14 protein-coding genes are annotated in these 18,471 nt (G+C 69.7%); 5 read left to right on the top strand and 9 right to left on the bottom strand.

Features of this window, described 5'->3' with window-relative positions; all coding sequences use genetic code 11:
• Positions 1-102: 102 nt before the first annotated feature.
• Positions 103-3,885 carry an FAD-dependent oxidoreductase gene (locus K8612_RS07990; protein ID WP_223761847.1) on the top strand — a complete coding sequence of 1,261 codons (3,783 nt, stop codon included), beginning with the start codon at positions 103-105 and terminating at the stop codon, positions 3,883-3,885.
• Here the strand turns inward: K8612_RS07990 and K8612_RS07985 are convergent, their stop codons facing one another.
• Complete coding sequence (locus tag K8612_RS07985; RefSeq protein ID WP_223761846.1) at positions 3,886-4,566, bottom strand: hypothetical protein; 681 nt, start codon at positions 4,564-4,566, stop codon at positions 3,886-3,888.
• A 184-nt stretch (positions 4,567-4,750) separates the two neighbouring features.
• Here K8612_RS07985 and K8612_RS07980 point away from each other — a divergent pair, with 184 nt between their 5' ends.
• Positions 4,751-5,293: a histidine phosphatase family protein gene (locus tag K8612_RS07980; protein WP_014395059.1), complete on the top strand. Its 543-nt coding sequence runs from the start codon at positions 4,751-4,753 to the stop codon at positions 5,291-5,293.
• A gap of 17 nt (positions 5,294-5,310) precedes the next feature.
• Entirely contained in the window at positions 5,311-5,643 is a 333-nt protein-coding gene (gene cyaY / locus K8612_RS07975) for an iron donor protein CyaY (protein WP_223761845.1), read from the top strand.
• A 52-nt stretch (positions 5,644-5,695) separates the two neighbouring features.
• Here the strand turns inward: cyaY and frr are convergent, their stop codons facing one another.
• From frr to secA, 5 genes are all read right to left on the bottom strand, one after another.
• Positions 5,696-6,247: a ribosome recycling factor gene (gene frr / locus K8612_RS07970; RefSeq protein ID WP_223761844.1), complete on the bottom strand. Its 552-nt coding sequence runs from the start codon at positions 6,245-6,247 to the stop codon at positions 5,696-5,698.
• A 51-nt stretch (positions 6,248-6,298) separates the two neighbouring features.
• Positions 6,299-7,042 carry a UMP kinase gene (gene pyrH, locus K8612_RS07965; protein WP_120551956.1) on the bottom strand — a complete coding sequence of 248 codons (744 nt, stop codon included), beginning with the start codon at positions 7,040-7,042 and terminating at the stop codon, positions 6,299-6,301.
• A gap of 200 nt (positions 7,043-7,242) precedes the next feature.
• Complete coding sequence (gene tsf, locus K8612_RS07960; protein WP_223738689.1) at positions 7,243-7,896, bottom strand: translation elongation factor Ts; 654 nt, start codon at positions 7,894-7,896, stop codon at positions 7,243-7,245.
• Between the two features lie 182 nt (positions 7,897-8,078).
• Positions 8,079-9,059: a 30S ribosomal protein S2 gene (rpsB, locus tag K8612_RS07955; RefSeq protein ID WP_223761843.1), complete on the bottom strand. Its 981-nt coding sequence runs from the start codon at positions 9,057-9,059 to the stop codon at positions 8,079-8,081.
• 347 nt (positions 9,060-9,406) lie between these two features.
• Positions 9,407-12,229, bottom strand: a complete 2,823-nt coding sequence (gene secA / locus K8612_RS07950) for a preprotein translocase subunit SecA (RefSeq protein WP_223738687.1) — start codon at positions 12,227-12,229, stop codon at positions 9,407-9,409.
• Between the two features lie 485 nt (positions 12,230-12,714).
• Between secA and rlmM the strand changes: the two genes are divergently transcribed.
• Together rlmM and K8612_RS07940 are read left to right on the top strand one after the other, a co-directional pair.
• The gene (rlmM, locus tag K8612_RS07945; RefSeq protein ID WP_223761842.1) at positions 12,715-13,740 is read left to right on the top strand and encodes a 23S rRNA (cytidine(2498)-2'-O)-methyltransferase RlmM; all 1,026 of its coding nucleotides are present in this window, start codon (positions 12,715-12,717) and stop codon (positions 13,738-13,740) included.
• 73 nt (positions 13,741-13,813) lie between these two features.
• Positions 13,814-14,518, top strand: coding sequence for a diguanylate cyclase domain-containing protein (locus K8612_RS07940; protein ID WP_223738685.1), 705 nt, complete (start codon positions 13,814-13,816; stop codon positions 14,516-14,518).
• A 9-nt stretch (positions 14,519-14,527) separates the two neighbouring features.
• On the opposite strand, the gene K8612_RS07935 is transcribed toward K8612_RS07940, so the two are convergent.
• From K8612_RS07935 to recN, 3 genes are all read right to left on the bottom strand, one after another.
• On the bottom strand, positions 14,528-15,445 hold the full coding sequence (locus K8612_RS07935) for a M23 family metallopeptidase (protein ID WP_223738684.1): 918 nt from the start codon (positions 15,443-15,445) through the stop codon (positions 14,528-14,530).
• Positions 15,446-15,673: 228 nt separating this feature from the next.
• Positions 15,674-16,474, bottom strand: a complete 801-nt coding sequence (locus K8612_RS07930; RefSeq protein ID WP_043322847.1) for a Stp1/IreP family PP2C-type Ser/Thr phosphatase — start codon at positions 16,472-16,474, stop codon at positions 15,674-15,676.
• A gap of 107 nt (positions 16,475-16,581) precedes the next feature.
• Positions 16,582-18,315, bottom strand: a complete 1,734-nt coding sequence (gene recN, locus K8612_RS07925) for a DNA repair protein RecN (RefSeq protein WP_223761841.1) — start codon at positions 18,313-18,315, stop codon at positions 16,582-16,584.
• Positions 18,316-18,471 lie beyond the last annotated feature (156 nt).

Here is an 18,471-nt window from a genome sequence, read left to right as displayed (position 1 = left end):
AACACGTCGGGCGGGGCAAGTCCGGCCCATGACGGCCATCGCCCCCGCCAGCCTCCAGGCCCTAAGCTGCCTGCCTCCCAGCCTCCCCCGAAGTCCCATGACATGCGCGCCTTGAACGACCCCGCCTCCGCCCCTGCCCCGGCGCTCCAACTGGGCCTCCCGGGCTTCTGCTTCGAAGACCTCTACCGGCCCAGCGGCCTGCGCCGGCTGGCGGAGCGCTTCGACGCGCGACTCCAGGACGACGCGCCCGACCTGTTCCAGGCGTTCGACGCCTACCGCGGGTCCGGTGGCACCAGCCTCTCCGGTCCGGCGGAGTCCGAGCTGCTCATCCAGGTGGCCCGCCACGTCTCGCGCTTCGTCGCCACGCTCTTCGGCATCACCCCGGAGTCCGAGCGGCTGGCGCGCCACCTGCGCGGCGAGCTGCCCCTCTTCGACTTCAAGCGCGAGTTCATCACCCGCCGCGTCTTCAAGAAGGGCGCGCAGGACCGCCCGACGCTCGCGGAGTTCCCGTCGCTGGACGAGCGCATGCGCCTGCTCATGCGGCTGGGCTTCCCGGACGCGCTCGCGCACGGAGACCTGGAGCGCGGCCTGGCGGAGTCCATCCTCACGCTGCTCGACCTGGAGCGGCTCCACGCCGGCAACCTGCCCCCCGCGCACCAGGAGCGCGCCCCCGCGCTGCGCGAGCGCTGGGCCGCCCTGCGCGCCGCGCTCACCGCCACCCCCGAGGGCCTGGACGCGTTCGGCTCCAGCCTGGTGACGAAGGGCGACGACGCGGCGGAGCTTCAGGCCGTGCGCGCGCTGCTGTCGCTGGCGGACCGGTGGACGTACGCCCGCGCGCTGCACCCGGAGACCAAGGCCCTCTTCCACACCTGGGCCACGCTGCGGCTGCCCAGGCCGCTGGTGTTCGACCAACTGGTGCAGTTGCAGCGCCCGGACGCCCGGATGGAGGAGAAGACGGAGGGGCTGGAGCACCACCTGCGCCACCGCGACGGCTTCAAGCTCACCGACCGCCGGGGCACCCCGCGCGACGTGATGAACGAGGTGGACTACTGCGTCATCTGCCACGAGCGCCAGAAGGACTCGTGCAGCAAGGGCTTCCCCGCGAAGGACCCGGTGGCGGAGGGGCACTCGTTCAAGAAGAACCCGCTGGGCATCCCGCTCACCGGATGTCCGCTGGACGAGCGCATCTCCGAGGCGCACGCGCTCAAGCGCGAGGGTGACGCCGTGGCCGCGCTGGCCATGGTGACGCTGGACAACCCCATGTGCGCGGGCACCGGCCACCGCATCTGCAACGACTGCATGAAGGCCTGCATCTTCCAGAAGCAGGAGCCGGTGAACATCCCGCTGGCGGAGACGGCCACGCTCACGGACGTGCTGGACCTGCCGTGGGGCTTCGAAATCCACGGCCTGCTCACGCGCTGGAACCCGCTCAACATCCGCCGCCCGTACGCCCTGCCCTACGTGGGCCGCAACGTGCTGGTGGTGGGCCTGGGCCCCGCCGGCTACACGCTGTCCCACTACCTGCTCAATGAAGGGTTCGCCGTCACCGGTGTGGACGGCCTGAAGATTGAGCCGTTCCCGGATGAGCTGGTGGGCCGCAACGGCCACGCGCTCCAGCCCATCCGCGACTGGCGCGAGCTGACGCGCGAGCTGGACGAGCGCGTGCTGGAGGGCTTCGGCGGCGTGTCCGAGTACGGAATCACCGTGCGCTGGGACAAGAACTTCCTCACGCTCATCCACCTGACGCTCGCGCGCCGCGAGGGCATGCGCATCTACGGCGGCATCCGCTTCGGCGGCACGCTGACGGTGGAGGACGCATGGGCCCTGGGCTTCGACCACGTGGCCATCGCCGCGGGCGCGGGCCGCCCCACCATCATCGGGATGAAGAACAACCTCATCCGGGGCATCCGCAAGGCGTCCGACTTCCTGATGGCGCTGCAGCTCACCGGCGCCTTCAAGCGGGACGCGCTGGCGAACCTCCAGGTGCAGTTGCCCGCCATCGTCATCGGCGGAGGCCTCACCGGCATCGACACCGCCACGGAGCTGATGGCGTACTACCCGGTGCAGGTGGAGAAGACGCTGGAGCGCCACGAGAAGCTGGTGGCGGACCTGGGTGAGGACTCCGTCCTCGCGCGCCTGGACGCCGAGGAGCGCGCCACCTACCAGACCTTCCTGGAGCACGGCCGCGCCGTCCGCGCGGAGCGCCAGAGGGCCCGCGCGGAGGGCCGCGCGCCGGACTTCATCCACCTGGTGCGCGCGTGGGGCGGCGTGAGCCTGGTGTACCGCCGGGGCCTCACGGAGTCCCCCGCCTACCGCCTCAACCACGAAGAGGTGTCCAAGGCGCTGGAGGAGGGCATCCGCTTCATCGAACGGATGAGCCCCACGGAGGCGCTGCCGGACGACTCGGGCGCGGTGCGCGCCATCCGCTTCGAGCGCATGGTGACGGTGGACGGCAAGCTCAAGGGAAGCGGCCAGTTCTTCGAGCTGCCCGCGAAGACGGTCTGCGTGGCCGCGGGCACGTCCCCCAACGTCACCTACGAGAAGGAGTACCCGGGCACCTTCCAGCTCGACGAGGCGCAGGAGTACTTCCAGGGCCACGAGCTGGTGGAGGACCCGGAAGCCGGCTTCAGGCTCCAGCCGGTGGAGGCCCGGGAGGACCCCGAGGCGAAGGTGGGCTTCTTCACGTCCTACCAGCGCGATGGCCGCTTCGTGTCCTTCTACGGCGACAACCACCCGACCTACGCGGGCAACGTGGTGAAGGCCATGGCCAGCGCGAAGGACGGCCACCCGCAGGTGGCGCGCCTGTTCGCGAAGGAGGTCGCGGGCCTGGACTTCCACGACACGGCCGCGCAGGAGGCGCGCGAGTCGAAGCGCGCCGCCCACTTCGCGACGCTGGACGAGGCCTTCCTCGCCACCGTCGTCGGGGTGAACCGGCTCACGCCGACCATCGTGGAGGTGGTGGTGAAGGCGCCCTTCGCCGCCAGCCACTTCGCCCCCGGCCAGTTCTACCGGCTCCAGAACTACGAGCGGAACGCGCCGCTCGTGGACGGCGTGCGCCTCACCATGGAGGGCCTGGCCCTCACGGGCGCGTGGGTGGACAAGGAGAAGGGGCTGATGGGCACCATCGTGCTGGAGATGGGCTCGTCGTCCCGCCTGTGCGCGGCGCTCAAGCCCGGCGAGCCCGTGGTGCTGATGGGCCCCACGGGCGCGCCCACGGAGATTGGCCAGAACGAGACGGTGGTGCTCGTGGGCGGCGGCCTGGGCAACGCGGTGCTCTTCTCCATCGCGCGCTCACTCAAGGCGGCGGGCTGCCGCGTGGTGTACTTCGCGGGCTACCGGCTGAAGTCGGACTCGTTCAAGCAGGACGAGATTGAGGCCGGCACCGACCAGGTCATCTGGTCCGTGGACTCCGGCGACCTGCTGGACGTGCGCCGGCCCCAGGACGCGGCCTTCCGGGGCAACGTGGTGCAGGCCATGGTGGCCTACGCGGAAGGCAAGCTGGGCGTCACGCCCGTCATCTCCCTGAGCGAGGTGGACCGCATCATCGCCATCGGCTCGGACCGGATGATGCGCGCGGTGGCGGAGGCGCGGCACGGCGTGCTCCAGCCGTTCCTCAAGCCGGGGCACGAGGCCATCGGGTCCATCAACTCCCCCATGCAGTGCATGATGAAGGAGATCTGCGCCCAGTGCCTCCAGCGGCACGTGGACCCCGCCACCGGCAAGGAGACGTGGGTCTTCTCCTGCTACAACCAGGACCAGCGCCTGGACCACGTGGACTTCGTCAACCTCAACCAGCGCCTGCGCGGCAACACGGTGCTGGAGAAGCAGGGCGACGCCTTCCTCGCGCAGTTGTTGAAGAAGGCGCCCGGGCTCAAGCGGGTGTAGCTACCGCCGCACGCCCGCGAAGGCCTTGAGCATGTCCTGGTAGTTCTTCGTCAGGTCGGCCTCGCGGGTCAGCACCACGTCCACGTTGGCGTCGCCGAACTCCCGGCGCGCCTCCGGGAGCTTCTGGAAGGTCTCCACCTGAAGCCGCATGGACTCCACCTGCGGCGCCAGCTCCTTCTGCTGCTCCTCCGGCATGCGGGCCTGGAGCGCCTCCAGCTTCTTGAGCTCCTCCTCGTACTGGAGCGTGCGCCCCATCTGCCGCTGGCTGATGACGGCGGTGACGACCTCCGCGATGCGGTTGACCTCGTCCGTGGACAGCCCCGCCGCATGGCGCGCGTCGGCCTCCGCCTGCGCCTTGCGCTCGATGAGCTTCAGGCCGCTCCGGGCCTTCTCCATCGCCTGGGGCGTGCCCGCGTCCAACAGCGGCCCCATGTCCTGCAGGCCGCGCATCAGCGACCCGTACACCTCCAGCATCTTGCGCTGGTAGCCGACGTACGCGTCGAGCTTCTCCTTCGTCACGGTGTAGGGGCCGGACGCCGCGTCGTCTCCGGTCTCCCCACCCTCCAGGCGGGCGGCCGTCCCCCTGGCGTCACCCGCCCCCTCCGGGCCCCCTTCCGCCGCGTCCTTGCGACAGGCGGACAGGGCCAGGACGACGGCCAGACACCCCAACAACTTGCGCATGCCACCTCCCGTGAACGCCAGTGGGTGGCCAGTGTATGCTCCGGCTGGCCCCCGCGAACGGCGGTTCCCGAACGCCCGCCCTGGGCAGGCTGTTCCGGGCACTGAACATTCGACTCATTACCTTTGACCAACCGGGCCACGGTCATGTACGAACCGCGGTCTTGTCGCGACCGGTGGAGGGACTTTGAGGATTTTCCTGGTAAGGCACGGCGATGCGGACGCGGAGATCCCCGAGGGTCTCGGCGACGAGGCGCGCGCGCTGACCGCGAAGGCCCGTACGAATGTCGCCGCGCATTTCGCGTCGCTGTCGGAGCGCATGGGGCCCATCAGCCTCATCCTCACCAGCCCGCTGGTGCGCACGGTGCAGACGGCGCAGATCCTCTCCAACTCCGTGAAGCATGAAGGCCTCCTGCGCGTGCACCGCTGCCTGCTGCCGGACATGCCGGTGGGCGCGGTGGAGCCCGTGCTCAAGGAGTACTCCGACGAGAACCTCGTCCTGGTGGGCCACCAGCCCTCCATGGGCGCGCTCGCGGCGCACCTGCTGGGGATGCAGTCCTTCCCCAAGCCGGTGAACCCGGGCACGGTCATCGCCATGGAGTGGCCGGACACGCCCACCAGCACGGAGGACCAGGTGCCCGGCGAGAAGGGGGAGAACCCCCCGGCGCAGCACCTGAAGTTCCTGTTCTACGCCGCCCCCGGCCAGCAGGTCCTCGACGTCATCCAGTGACGTCCGGGAGCGCGGCCATGATGGACGAAGCCCGCTACAACTCCCTCGTGGCCGCCGCGTTCAAGCGCATCCTGGCGGCCGCGGACGCCTTCGACCCGGACGTGCTGGAAGCCGAAGCCACCGGTGACAAGGTGACGCTCACGGCCGCGTCCGGCGAGAAGTGCATCATCAACACCCAGCGCGCCGTCTGGCAGGTGTGGGTGGCCGGCCAGGGCCAGGGCATCCACTTCAGCCACGACGACGCCACCCGCGCCTGGAAGGACGACAAGGGCAAGGGGCTGGAGCTGTTCGCCTTCGTCTCGGACGTGGTGCGGCACCTCACCGGCGAGCCGCTCGTCTATCCGTCCTGAGGCCGTCCTGAAGCCCGTGGCTTGAAGGCCACGGGCTCCCCGGGGTGACGACTCAAACCGTCATCACTTCCTTTTCCTTCTTGGCGACCAGGTCGTCCACCGCCTTGATGCCGGCGTCGGTCGCCTTCTGGACCTCGTCCGTGCGGCGCTTGAGGTCGTCCTCGGTGATCTTCTTGTCCTTCAGTTGAGTCTTGAGGGCCTCGTTCGCGTCACGGCGGATGTTGCGGATGGCGACCTTGTGCTCCTCGCCCTTCTCCTTCACCTGCTTCGCGATCTTCTTGCGCGTCTCCTCGGTGAGGGGCGGGAAGGGCAGGCGGATCATCTCGCCGTCGTTCATCGGGTTGACGTCGAGGTTGGCCTCACGCAGGGCCTTCTCGATGTCCTTCAGCACGCCCTTGTCCCAGGGCTTGATGACGATGAGGCGGGGCTCCGGGGCGCTGATGCTGGCCACGCCATTGAGCGGCGTGGGCGTCCCGTACTGGTTCACCTTGATGCCGTCCAGGATGTTGGTGTTCGCGCGGCCGGTGCGCGCCTTGGCCAGCTCCCGCTTGAGGTCTTCCACCGACTTGTCGATACGGCTCTTCAGATCCGCCGCGTCAGCCATTGTGCGTCTCCTGTCAGAAGTGGGGTTGTTGGAGTCCCGTCCGTGGTGCCGCTAGGCCCAGACCGTCTCGGCCGCGCCGACGACGGTGCCGAACTCACCGTGGCCCGTGACGGCGCGCTGGATGTTCCCGCGCGTGCCCAGGTCGAACACGATGATGGGCAGCTTGTTGTCCATGCACAGCGAGATGGCCGTGGAGTCCATCACGTTGAGGTTCTGCTTGAGGACGTCCATGTACGTGAGCGTCCGGTAGCGCTTCGCGGTCGGGTCCTTCTTCGGGTCCGCGTTGTAGACGCCGTCCACCTTGGTGGCCTTGAGGATGACCTGCGCGTTGATTTCCATCGCGCGCAGCGACGCGGCCGTGTCGGTGGTGAAGTAGGGGTTGCCCGTGCCCGCGGCGAAGATGACGACGCGGCCCTTCTCCAGGTGCCGCACGGCGCGCCGGCGGATGTAGGGCTCGGCGATCTGCTCCATCTTGATGGCGGACTGCACGCGCGTCTTCAGCCCCTGCTTCTCCAGCGCGTCCTGCAGCGCCATGGAGTTGATGCAGGTGGCGAGCATGCCCATGTAGTCCGCGCTCGCGCGGTCCATGCCCTCCGTGGCGCCCGCGACGCCGCGGAAGATGTTGCCGCCGCCAATCACGAGGGCGATCTCCAGGCCCGTCCGCGACAGCTCGGCCACTTCCTCCGCGATGCGCGTGAGGGTGGGCGGGTGGATGCCGTACTTCCCCTCGCCCATCAGGGCTTCGCCCGACAGTTTGAGGAGGATGCGCTTGTAGGGAGAGGTGGATTCGGACATACGCGTCCGCTTCTATCCCCCGCCCCGCGCCCAAGCAACGACGGAAGTCGTGACGCGCACCGCACCGTCCGATGCCGGGCGGACGGACGCGAGTCGAACGGGCCTGGAATACCAAGGGCCGCGTTCCCGGCGCCCTTCCGTGTGAGGAAGAGCCCCAGGCACGCGGCCCTGAGGGCACTGCGGCGCGGCGGGAAGGCGCTTTAGGCCTGGCCCAGCGTCTTGGCGACCTCGGCGGCCAGGTCGTCCTTCTTCTTCTCGATGCCCTCACCCACCTCGTAGCGGACGAAGCGGCGCACGGAGACCTTCTCGCCAATCTTGGCGGCGCGCTCGTTGATCATCTCGCCGACCTTCTTCTTGTCGTCCTTCACCCAGAGCTGGTCCACCAAGCAGACGCCCTCGTAGTACTTCTCCATCTTGCCCACGAGGATCTTCTCCAGCATCGCCTCGGGCTTGCCCTGCTGCTTGAGCAGCTCGCGCTGGATCTCCTTCTCCTTGTCCATCGCGTCGGAGGGGACTTCCTCGCGGCGGACGTACTTGGGGTTGGCCGCGGCGATCTGCATCGCCACTTCCTTCGCCAGGTCCTGGAAGTCCGGGTTGCGCGCGACGAAGTCCGTCTCGCAGTTGACCTCCACGATGACGCCGATGCGGCCGCCGTGGATGTAGGAGGTCACGATGCCTTCGGCGGCGACGCGGCCGGCCTTGCCCTCGGCCTTGGAGATGCCCTTCTTGCGCAGCCACTCGGCGGCCTTCTCGAAGTCGCCACCGGACTCGGCCAGCGCCTTCTTGCAGTCCATCATGCCCGCGTTGGTGCGCTCGCGGAGGTCCTTCACCATCTGGGCAGTGATCTCAGCCATGTCGTATCTCTTTCTTCATCGGCTCCGAGCCTGGCGGCGTGCGCCGGGGGCGGAGGACTGGGGTTCTCTGGGTACTGATGCCTGGAACGTAGAAAACGGAGACGGCCGGACAGCGGGCCTTGAGAGGTGCCGCCCGGCCGAACTCCGGATACCGCGATGGGGAAGCGAAGAGGCGCGGGCGGTTACTCCGCCGGCGTGGCCTCGCCGCCACCCTCGGGCGCCTGCTCGGTGGAGGAGGCCGCGCCGCCCTTCATCTCCACGACGGGGCCGCGGCGGTCACCGCCACGGTCACCGCCGCCCCGGCGGTCGTCGCGGCGGTCGTCACGGCGGTCGCCACGGCGCGGGCCACGACGGTCGTCACGGCGGTCGCCGCGGTCGTCACGGCCCTCACGCTCCTCCTGCTCGTCGCGCTCGGCGGCGCCAGACGCACGGTAGCGCGCCGCACCCTCGAGGCACGCGTCCGCGATCTTGGACGTGAAGAGCTTGATGGAGCGGATGGCGTCGTCGTTGCCCGGGATGACGAAGTCGATGCCGTCCGGATCGCAGTTGGTGTCCACCAGGCCAATCACCGGGATGCCCAGGCGGGTGGCCTCGTGGATGGCGATGTGCTCCTTCTTCGGGTCGATGACGAACACGCAGCGGGGCAGCTTCGCCATGTTCTTCACGCCGCCCAGGTTCTTCTCCAGCTTCTCGCGCTCGCGCTCGAGCTGGGCGACTTCCTTCTTGGGCAGCACCTCGAAGGTGCCGTCCTCGGCCATCTTCTCCAGGGTCTTCAGGCGGTCGATGCCCTGCTTGATGGTCTTGAAGTTCGTCAGCGTGCCGCCCAGCCAGCGGCTGGTCACGAAGAACTGACCGGCGCGGCCGGCCTCCTCGTGGATGACGTCCTGGGCCTGCTTCTTGGTGCCCACGAAGAGCACGGACCCGCCGCGCGCCGTGATGTCCGCCACGAAGCGGAAGGCCGCGCGGGCCATGGTCACGGTCTTCTGCAGGTCGATGATGTAGATGCCGTTGCGGGCGCCGAAGATGTAGGGCTTCATCTTCGGGTTCCAGCGCTTGGTCTGGTGGCCGAAGTGAACGCCGGCCTCGAGGAGCTGGCGCATCGTGATGCCGCTCGCGGCGGCCATCGCCTGGGCCTGGGTCTGCGTATCCTGCTGGGTGTCCATGGTGCGTGTACCTTCCGGTTGTTCCGCCACGCGCGTTGAGAAAGCTGCCAGTCCTGGCCCTTCCACCGTGGAGGGGCACCGGGGACCGGTGACACGCGTGTGAGTAGTGGGTGTCGCGGACTGCCTCGGGCGGTGAAGCCCGGCCCCTCTACATAACGGGGCGCGGCGTCCTTAGCAGAACGCTTGAGAGGGGCGCAAGCTTCGGCACACCCTCCGTCCGGCTCCCACCGTCCCGGGGCCGCTCCCCTCCCCTCCAGCCGGCCAGGAAGGCGACCGGCGCGGCCCCCGCTCCCCTTTCCAGGGAGGGCGACCGCGCCGGAGGGCGCTTCCATCAGGTGTTCAGCGGCCTACGGGTTGGCTTCGTTGGCGCCGTGGCACTTCTTGTACTTGCGGCCGCTGCCGCAGGGGCAGGGCTCGTTGCGGCCCACGGGCTTGGGGCCGGCCGCGGCCTCGCGCTGGGCGACCGGGGTGGCGGTGGCCTCCTCGAGCTTCCCCTCCGCGTCCGCGCGGCCCTCCACGGCCTTCTTCTGCTGCTGGGCGAGCTGGCGCTGGATGCGGGCAGTCTCCTCCGCCGCGTTGGAGGCGGAGCGGGCCTGGACGCGCATCATCTGGCTGACGAACTGCGTCTTGATGGCGTCCAGCATCTGCATGAAGCCCGTGTAGCCTTCCTTCTTGTACTCCTGCTTCGGGTCCTTCTGGCCGTAGCCGCGCAGGCCGATGCCCTGGCGCAGGTGGTCCATGGCCAGCAGGTGGTCCTTCCACAACTGGTCGATGGTGGCCAGGTACCGGTACTGCAGGAAGCGCATGAAGTCTTCGCCGAACTCCTGCTCGCGGGCGGTGAAGACCTTCTCCGCCGCCGCGTAGATCTGCTCCTGGAGCTCGTCCCGGTTGCCGACGCCCTCGAAGGACATCTCCAGGTTGAGCGACTCCTTCACGGAGTTGGACAGCGAGGCGATGTCCCACGTGTCCGAGCTGCGCGTGGGGGCGTAGGTGTCCGTCAGGGACACGACGACGTCCTCCACGGCGTCCAGCACCATCTCCCGGAAGTCCGCCCAGGAGATGACGCGCTCGGAGCGCGTCTTCACGCGGGTCTTCAGGTCCTCCTCGTACTCCACGAGCGGGATGCCCGCGCCCGACGCGAGCACCTGGCGGCGCAGCTTGTAGATGGTGCGCCGCTGCTGGTTCATCACGTCGTCGTACTCGAGCAGGTTCTTGCGGATGTCGAAGTTGTGGCCTTCGACCCGCTTCTGCGCGCTCTCGATGGCGCGCGAGAGCCAGATGTGCTCGATGACCTCGCCCTCCTCCATGCCCAGGCGCTCCATCAGCATCTGGATGCGCTCCGACCCGAAGATGCGCATCAGGTCGTCTTCCAGGGACAGGAAGAAGCGGCTGGCGCCCGGGTCACCCTGGCGGCCGGCGCGGCCACGCAACTGGTTGTCCACGCGGCGGGACTCGTGGCGCTCCGTGCCGATGATGAAGAGGCCGCCGGCGGCCATGACCTCTTCACGCTCGCGCTTGGTGAGCGCCTCGTTGTTCGCCTTCGTCTCCGCGAAGCGCTTCTCGTAGTCCGCCAGCGCCGCCTGGTAGCCGGTGAGGTCCAGGGGCTGACCGTCCACCGCCTCGGGCGGCTCCGGCGGCGGGCCCATCTCGCCCTTGGTCATGACCTCCGCGTTGCCGCCCAGGAGGATGTCCGTGCCGCGGCCGGCCATGTTGGTGGAGATGGTGACCGCGCCCTTGCGGCCCGCCTGCGCGACGATGTCCGCCTCGCGCTGGTGCGCCTTGGCGTTGAGGACGCTGTGGGCCACGCCGCGCTTCTTGAGGAAGTTGGACACCACCTCGCTCTTGGCGATGGACACCGTGCCCACGAGCACCGGCTGACCGGCCTTGTGCAGCTCTTCAATCTGGGCGGCGACGGCCTCGAACTTCTCGCGCTCCGTCTTGTAGACCACGTCCTGCTCGTCGCGGCGCTGCGCCTGACGGTTGGTCGGGATGACGCGCACGTCCAGGTTGTAGATCTTCGCGAACTCCTCGGCCTCCGTGTCCGCGGTGCCCGTCATGCCGGACAGCTTGGAGTACATGCGGAAGTAGTTCTGGAACGAGACCGTGGCGAGCGTCTGGTTCTCGTTTTCAATCTTCACGCCCTCCTTGGCCTCGATGGCCTGGTGGAGGCCGTCGGACCAGCGGCGGCCCGGCATGAGGCGGCCGGTGAACTCGTCGACGATCTGCACCTCGCCGTCCTTCACCACGTAGTCCTTGTCGCGCTTGTAGAGCGTGTGCGCGCGCAGGGCCTGCTCGACGTGGTGGAGGGTCTCGATTTCGCCCGGGTCGTAGAGGTTGCCGACGTTGAGGCGCTTCTGGAGCTTGTCGATGCCGTCGTCGGTGAGGGCGACCGAGCGGTGCTTCTCATCCAGGGTGTAGTCCTGGTCCGGCACGAGGCCCGGGATGACCTGATCCACCCGGTAGTACTTGTCGGTGCTGTCCTCGGTGGGACCGGAGATGATGAGCGGCGTGCGGGCCTCGTCGATGAGGATGGAGTCCACCTCGTCGACGATGGCGTAGTTGAGCTCGCGCTGGACGTAGTCCTGCAGACGGAACTTCATGTTGTCGCGCAGGTAGTCGAAGCCGAACTCGTTGTTCTGGCCGTACGTGATGTCCGAGCGGTACGCCTCCTGGCGCTGCTTGTCGGACAGCTCGTGGAGCACGCAGCCCGTCGTCATGCCCAGGAACTTGTAGACCCGGCCCATCCACTCCGCGTCGCGGCGGGCGAGGTAGTCGTTCACGGTGACGACGTGGACGCCGCGGCCGGACAGGGCGTTGAGGTAGGAGGGCAGCGTCGCGGTGAGCGTCTTGCCTTCACCGGTGCGCATCTCCGCGATGCAGCCCTCGTGCAGGAACATGCCGCCGATGAGCTGCACGTCGTAGTGGCGCTGGCCGATGACCCGGCTCGCCGCTTCACGGGTGAGGGCGAAGGCCTCGAACAACAGGTCGTCGAGCGGCTTGCCGTTCGCGATCTCCTGCTTCATCCGGGCGGTTTCGCGCGCGAAGTCCTCGTCCTTGAGGGCCTTCATGCGGCCCTCCAGTTCGTTGATGCGGGCGACCTTCAGGCGGGCTTTCTTGAGCTCGCGCTCATTCTTGGTCCCGATGAGCTTCTTTAGCGTCCATTCAATCATGTTGGCTCTCTCGCCGGAGGATCCTCGAAGGAGCGCGGCGAGTGAAGGGAATTCCCAGGAGATGTAAGGGAGAACCAGACCAAAACCACGCGCGCCCCCCGAAACTTCCTCTCGGCTGGCCGCCCGGCGCGCGGTGGCCCAGAGTAAAGCGGAACCGAGTCCACGCAATGTCCCCTAAGCAGAATCACCGTCCCCGCGCCGCGAAGACTTCTTCCGGTCGCTCCTCCCCGGGCCCCCGCCGGCCAGGCGCCCCCTCCCGGCCCGGCAAGCCCGGCCATGCCGGTTCTCCCTCTGGTGGCAAGGGGGGCCCGAAGCCCGGCCCCCGCGCGGGCGGCAAGCCCGGCCCCCGTGCAGGAGGCAAGCCCGGCTCCAAGCCAGGCGCGAAGCCCGCCCCCACACCCCGTGCCGGTGGCCCCGGACGCTCCGCCCCAGCGCCCATCGCCTCTCCCGCGCCGCGCATCCCACCTCGGGCGCGGGTGCCGTCCATGCCCGCACAGACGCTGGCGGCCCAACCGGGCCGGTGGCTGTGGACGTGCCGGGAGGGCTTCGAGTCGCACCTGTTCGAGGAGCTGACCTGGGCGGGAGCGGGTCCCCGCCTCCTGGGCCCCGCCCTGGTGGAGTCCGAGCAGCGGCCGGAGGTCCCCCCTGCCTTTGGCCGGGCGGTGGAGAAGGTCGTCTCCACCTGGGCGCCCCCGGGTGGGGCGCAGGTGCCGGTGGAGGACATCGTGGCGGCGATGTCCGGGCTGCCCTCTCGCGTGCCCTGGCTCCTCAGGGCCTACACGCCGGACAGCGCGAAGGGCAACACGCAGGCGGGCCGCGCGGAGGCCCTGGAGGCGGCGGTGCGCGCCGCGCTCCCCGCGGGACGCGTGCTGGAGGACGACGGCCGGGCGCGCGAGGCGGGGGCCCTGCTGGTGGGCCTGTGCGTCACGCCGGACGGGGTGCTGAGCCTGGGCGCGGTGAGCGCCCGTGAGGCCCTGTCCCTGGCCCCGGGCGGGCGGCGGCGGATGAAGCGCGCGGGCGAGTCCCCCTCCCGCGCGGCCATGAAGCTGGAGGAGGCGCTGGACGGGCTGGCGCATGAGCCCGGGCGCGGCGACGTCTGCGTGGACCTGGGCGCGGCGCCGGGCGGCTGGACGCAGCGGCTGGTGGCGCGCGGGGCGCGGGTGGTGGCGGTGGACCCCGCGAAGCTGATGCCGGAGCTGGCGAAGAACCCGCGCGTCCAGCACGTGCAGGAGAGCGCCTTCGCCTACGCCCCCGAGGAGCCCGCGGACTGGCTCTTCTGCGACATGGCGTGGCGCCCCCTGGAGGTGGCGCAGTTGCTGGCCAAGTGGGGCCGGCGCCGCTGGGCGCGCAACCTGGTGGCCAACATCAAGCTGCCCATGAAGGACAAGAACCCGCTGCTGCTGCGGGTGCGCCAGATACTCGTGGACGACGGGGGCTGGGAGGGCCTCACCGTCCGCCAGCTCTACCATGACCGGGACGAGGTCACCGTGACGGCCCACCGGATGCGCTAGCGGGCGACGGAGCGGGCGCGGGGAGGAAGCTTTCCTGCGCCCGGGGCCGGTCCGCGCTACACACGCGGACACGATGCCCTACACACTCGACGACGCCACCGCCACCGCCCTCGTCGCCCTCCACCCCCGGGCCGCGCGCCCGGGGCACGCGCAGGAGGCGCCCCAGGCCGCCGCCCGGGAGCTCATCGCCGCCGAGCAGCGCCGGCGCGGCCAGCCGGACGCCACCGGGGCCCTGCACGTGCTGGCGCTCACCCAGGGCACGCTCCTCAAGGAGGAGTTCGACCTGTCCACGCACGCGCACCACGACGGCTGGCGCGTGGGGGCGCTGATGGTGGACGTGAAGGAGATGATCCACTTCAACGCGCGCTTCGGCTTCCCCGCCGGGGACGCGCTGCTCCAGGGCGTCGTGGCGTCGCTCGGCGCGCAGTACCCGGGCGCGCGCATCGTGCGCTTCCAGCCGGACGGCTTCGCGGTGCTGCTGCTGCCCACGTCCCAGCTCACCGTGCGCGAGGACAGCGCGGAGGCGACGCGCGCCAGGCTGGCGGAGGACCTGCGCCCCGCGCTGCCTCCGGGCGCCTCCGACACCGACGTGCCGGGCTTCACCGTGGCGCTGCTGGAGCTGACGGTGCACCAGCCGTCACACTGGCAGGTGCTGGGGCCGCTCCTATGGGCGGAGGTGGAGCGGGCCTACATCATGGAGCGCACCGGGCGGACGCACGGCCTGCAGCGGCGGCGCCTGCGCCTGGACGCGTTCCTCCCGGAGCCGGAAGGAACCTGACGGCGTCCCCTACTCCTCGAGGATGAACTTGCGCGGGTTCTGCGGCACGCCGTTCACGCGCACCTCGTAGTGCAGGTGCGGGCCGGTGGAGCGGCCGGTGTTGCCCACCGCCGCGATGGTCGCACCGCGCTTCACCCGGTCCCCGGCCTTCACGAGGATCTTGGACAGGTGGCCGTAGCGCGTCTTGATGCCGTAGCCGTGGTCGATGACGAGCACGTTGCCGTACCCGCCCTCCAGGCCCGCGAACACCACCGTGCCGTCAGACGGCGCGGTGACCTCCTTGCCGTGCGGCGCCGCGATGTCCAGGCCCGCGTGCGTCACGCGATCCGCCGTGTACGGGTCCAGGCGCTGACCGAAGTCGCTGGTCACCCAGCCGCGCGCCGGCCACACCGACGGCGTGGAGGCCAGGAGCGACTTCTGGTCCTGGAAGTAGGCCTGCAGGTCCTGGAGGCTCAGCTCCTGGCGGGTCGCCTCCGCGGAGAGCCGGTCCAGGCGGCCCAGCATCATCTTGGGCGTGTCCGTGGTGGTGAGCTGGGTGAACTGCGTGTCCGTCGCGGGCGCCGTGGTGCCGGCCTCCGGCTCCGTGGGGCCCATGGCCAGGTTGCGCTGCGGGTCCGACAGCAACGTCACCGCGCGCAGCTTCTGGTCGAAACGCTCCACGCGGTCCAGCGTCGAACCGATGTGCTCGATGCGCTCACGCACCGACTTGAGCTGCGAGCGCAGCGTGAGGTTCTCCTCACGCAGGATGCGGTTCTCCGACGCGTCCGCCGCCACCTGGAGGTAGTGGATGCTCGCACCGGCGCCCAGGCCCGCCACCAGCATCAGGCCCATGCCCACCTGAACGAGCCAGGAGCGCTGGATGGTGTAGCGCTTCACCGGAGCGTCGTGGTCCGGGATGACCATCAGCGTGAAGGACTTTTTGGCCACGGACCACTCCTGGGGAAACTCTTTCGCAACGTGGGACTTCCGGCGCCAGAAGCTAAGTCGCTCCCCGCGCTCGCAACACCTCCCCCACCCGCCGCCCCTCCCGCACCGTCACCCACTGGCGATTCTCAGTGGATGGAAAGGTTGGGGCAGCTATCATCCGCATTTGAAGAGTGTCAAGGTCAACAGACCCCGGGGCACGCCCCATCGCGCCCCGAGTCCGGGCCTTCTTCACCCGCCCTGCATGCGCACGACGATGACGCTGATGTTGTCGTCGCCGCCGCGCTCATTGGCCAGGTCGATGAGGTGCTTGGGCACCTCCTCCAGGCTCGCATGGCGCGCGACGGTGTCGTGGATCTCCCGGTCCTCGAGCATGTTGGCGAGGCCGTCCGAGCAGAGCAGGAACACGTCACCGGGCTCGGACACGAGCCCCATGACGTCCACCTGGACCTCCTCCTCGAAGCCGACGGAGCGGGTGATGATGTTCTTGTACCGGGAGTGCTTGGCCTCCTCCGGTGTGATCATCCCCGCTTTGATCTGCTCGTTGACCAGCGAGTGGTCCTCGGAGATCTGCTGGATGAGGTCCCCGCGGATGAGGTACGCGCGACTGTCGCCCACGTGGGCGAAGAAGGCGTGCTCGTCGCGGACCACCAGGGAGATGACCGTCGTGCCCATGCCGGACAGGCGCGCGTCATCCTGGGCGGTGAGGTAGATGGCCTGACAGGCCTTCTCCACCGCGCCCCGGAGCGCTTCCGGAATGGGCGAATCCTGGAGGTTGGGAACGCTGACGAAGGGGTTGTCCCGCCCTTCACGCGCGCGCCGCAGCTCCTTGTCGATGGTCTCGACGGCGATGCGCGACGCGGTACCGCCACCCGCGTGCCCACCCATGCCGTCCGCCACGACGTAGAGCTGGAGCTCATCGTCAATGAGGAAGCTGTCCTCGTTGTGATTGCGCTTGCGCCCGACGTCCGTCAGGCCAGCGGAGATGACTTTATGGCGGGGGGCCGCGGTCTGCCCTGCGGTGCTGGACACGCGCCGGATGCTATGTGAGCCCATAAGTCGGGGCAAGGACGCGCACGAAAACTCGCGGTGCGTCATGCCCCTCCCCCTGGGTCACCCCTACCTTGTAGGCCCCCATTTCAGGCCGTCCGGCGCAGCCGGCCCCGGGGGCTGCCCTCCGGTCCGGACTCCCGGCGCGCCCGGGGCGTGGCCCGGTGGGCCGAGCGCACCAGCGCCTCCGCCGCGCCCAGCGCCTCCCGGGTGACCTCCACGCCGGACATCATGCGCGCCAGCTCCTGGGTGCGCTCGGCGCCCGCCGAGAGCGGCAGCACCTGGGACACGGTGCGCTCGCCCTTCACGCTCTTCCTGATGAGCAGGTGCGCGTCCGCGTAGGCGGCCACCTGGGGCAGGTGCGTGATGCACAGCACCTGGCGGTGGGTGCTGACCTCCCGAATCATCCGGCCCACCACGTCCGCGATGGCGCCGCTGACGCCCGCGTCGGCCTCGTCCAGGATGTAACACCCGCACGCGTCACTGTCCGCCAGTGCACGTTTGAGCGCGAGCAGGAGCCGGCTCGCCTCACCGCCCGAGGCCACCTTGGCCAGGGGCCGCGCCGGTTCACCCGGGTTGGCGCTGAAGAAGAACTCCACTTCATCCAGGCCGTCCGGACGCAGCGCCTCTCCGGCGGTGACGCGCACCTCGAAGGCGGCCTTGCCCATGGCCAGCCCGCCCAGACCGTCACGCACCTGCTGGGAGAAGGCCCCCGCGGAGGCCTTCCGGGCGCGGGACAGCGCCAGCGCCGCCTTGCGCGCCCGCTCCTCCACGCGTTTGCGCTCCTGGTTGAGCTCCTCCAGGATTTCGCGCCGGTTCTCCAGCGTGCCCAGCTCCGTCTCCAGCTCGCCGCGCTTCTTGAGGACGCCGTCCAGCGTCGTGCCGTGCTTGCGGCACAGCCGCTTGAGCGCGTCCAGCCGCTCCTCCACCTCGCCCAGCCGCCCGGGGTCGGACTCCAGCCCCTCCACGTAGCGGTTGAGCCGGCGCGCGGCCTCCTCCAGCTCCGACAGCGCCGTGGAGAGCGACTGCGCTACCGGCGCGAGCGTCGCGTCGCACTTGACGCCCTCGTGCACGAGCCCCAGCGCGCGCCCCACGATTTCGACCGCGGACGGGGCCTCGCCCGCCACCAGCAGCTCGGCCTCCGCGCCCTGGCGCTTGAGCTTCTGCGCGCTGCCCAGCCGCCGGCGCTCCGCGTCCAGCTTCACGTCCTCGCCGGACTCCGGGTCCAGGCGCGTGATTTCGTCCAGTTGGAAGCGCAGGAACTCCGCGCGCTCGCGCACCTTGGCGTCGTCCCCGCCCAGCGCGTCCATGCGCGAATCCACCTCGCGCAGGTTCGCCCACTCGCGGCCGTACGCGGCCAGCGTCTCCTCCAGGCCGCCGTACTTGTCCAGGAGCACCCGGTGCAGGCCGGAGTCGAAGAGGCTCACGTGCTCATGCTGGCCGGCGATGTCCACCGCGCCCCGGGTGAGCTTCCCCAGCACGCCCAGCGTCACCAGCGCGCCGTTGACGTAGACCTTGCCGCGCCCGGTGCGCCCGAGCACGCGGCGCACGAGCACCTCCTCTCCCAGGTCCGGGAGGCCCAGTTCCTCCAGGCGCGCGGCCAGCACCGGTGTCCGGGCGAACACGCCCTCCACCGCCGCGTCCTCGCAGCCCGCACGGATGACGTCCGCATCCGCCCTGCCCCCGAGCAGCAGGCCCAGCGCGTCCACCAGAATGGACTTGCCGGCCCCCGTCTCACCCGTGAGGACGGTGAGGCCCGCGCCGAACGCGACCTCCACCTCCTCAATCACCGCTACGTTCGAAATCCGAAGACCCAGCAGCACGCGCGCCCTCCGCGGTCCGTACGACGCCCCAACACCTGAACACCCTAGCAGGTCTTGGCGACACTGCACAGGTGTTCGGGTCGGGCGGACGGTGGGAGGGCGAGTGGGAGGGCGTGGCCTGTTGGCGCCACAACCATCTCCCACCCTTCCCGCTGG

Origin of the sequence: Corallococcus sp. AS-1-6 (assembly GCF_020037015.1) — a bacterium.
Taxonomy (GTDB): domain Bacteria; phylum Myxococcota; class Myxococcia; order Myxococcales; family Myxococcaceae; genus Corallococcus.
The sequence above is the reverse complement of the archived record's forward strand: the minus strand, read 5'-3'. Positions and strand labels throughout refer to the sequence as shown.

Bases quoted from the DNA above. Each gene is read 5' to 3' on its own strand.
- K8612_RS07990 (WP_223761847.1), top strand. From the start codon at position 103: ATGCGCGCCTTGAACGACCCCGCCTCCGCCCCTGCCCCGGCGCTCCAA.
- K8612_RS07985 (WP_223761846.1), bottom strand. From the start codon at position 4,566: ATGCGCAAGTTGTTGGGGTGTCTGGCCGTCGTCCTGGCCCTGTCCGCC.
- cyaY (WP_223761845.1), top strand. From the start codon at position 5,311: ATGATGGACGAAGCCCGCTACAACTCCCTCGTGGCCGCCGCGTTCAAG.
- frr (WP_223761844.1), bottom strand. From the start codon at position 6,247: ATGGCTGACGCGGCGGATCTGAAGAGCCGTATCGACAAGTCGGTGGAA.
- pyrH (WP_120551956.1), bottom strand. From the start codon at position 7,042: ATGTCCGAATCCACCTCTCCCTACAAGCGCATCCTCCTCAAACTGTCG.
- tsf (WP_223738689.1), bottom strand. From the start codon at position 7,896: ATGGCTGAGATCACTGCCCAGATGGTGAAGGACCTCCGCGAGCGCACC.
- rpsB (WP_223761843.1), bottom strand. From the start codon at position 9,059: ATGGACACCCAGCAGGATACGCAGACCCAGGCCCAGGCGATGGCCGCC.
- secA (WP_223738687.1), bottom strand. From the start codon at position 12,229: ATGATTGAATGGACGCTAAAGAAGCTCATCGGGACCAAGAATGAGCGC.
- rlmM (WP_223761842.1), top strand. From the start codon at position 12,715: ATGCCCGCACAGACGCTGGCGGCCCAACCGGGCCGGTGGCTGTGGACG.
- K8612_RS07940 (WP_223738685.1), top strand. From the start codon at position 13,814: ATGCCCTACACACTCGACGACGCCACCGCCACCGCCCTCGTCGCCCTC.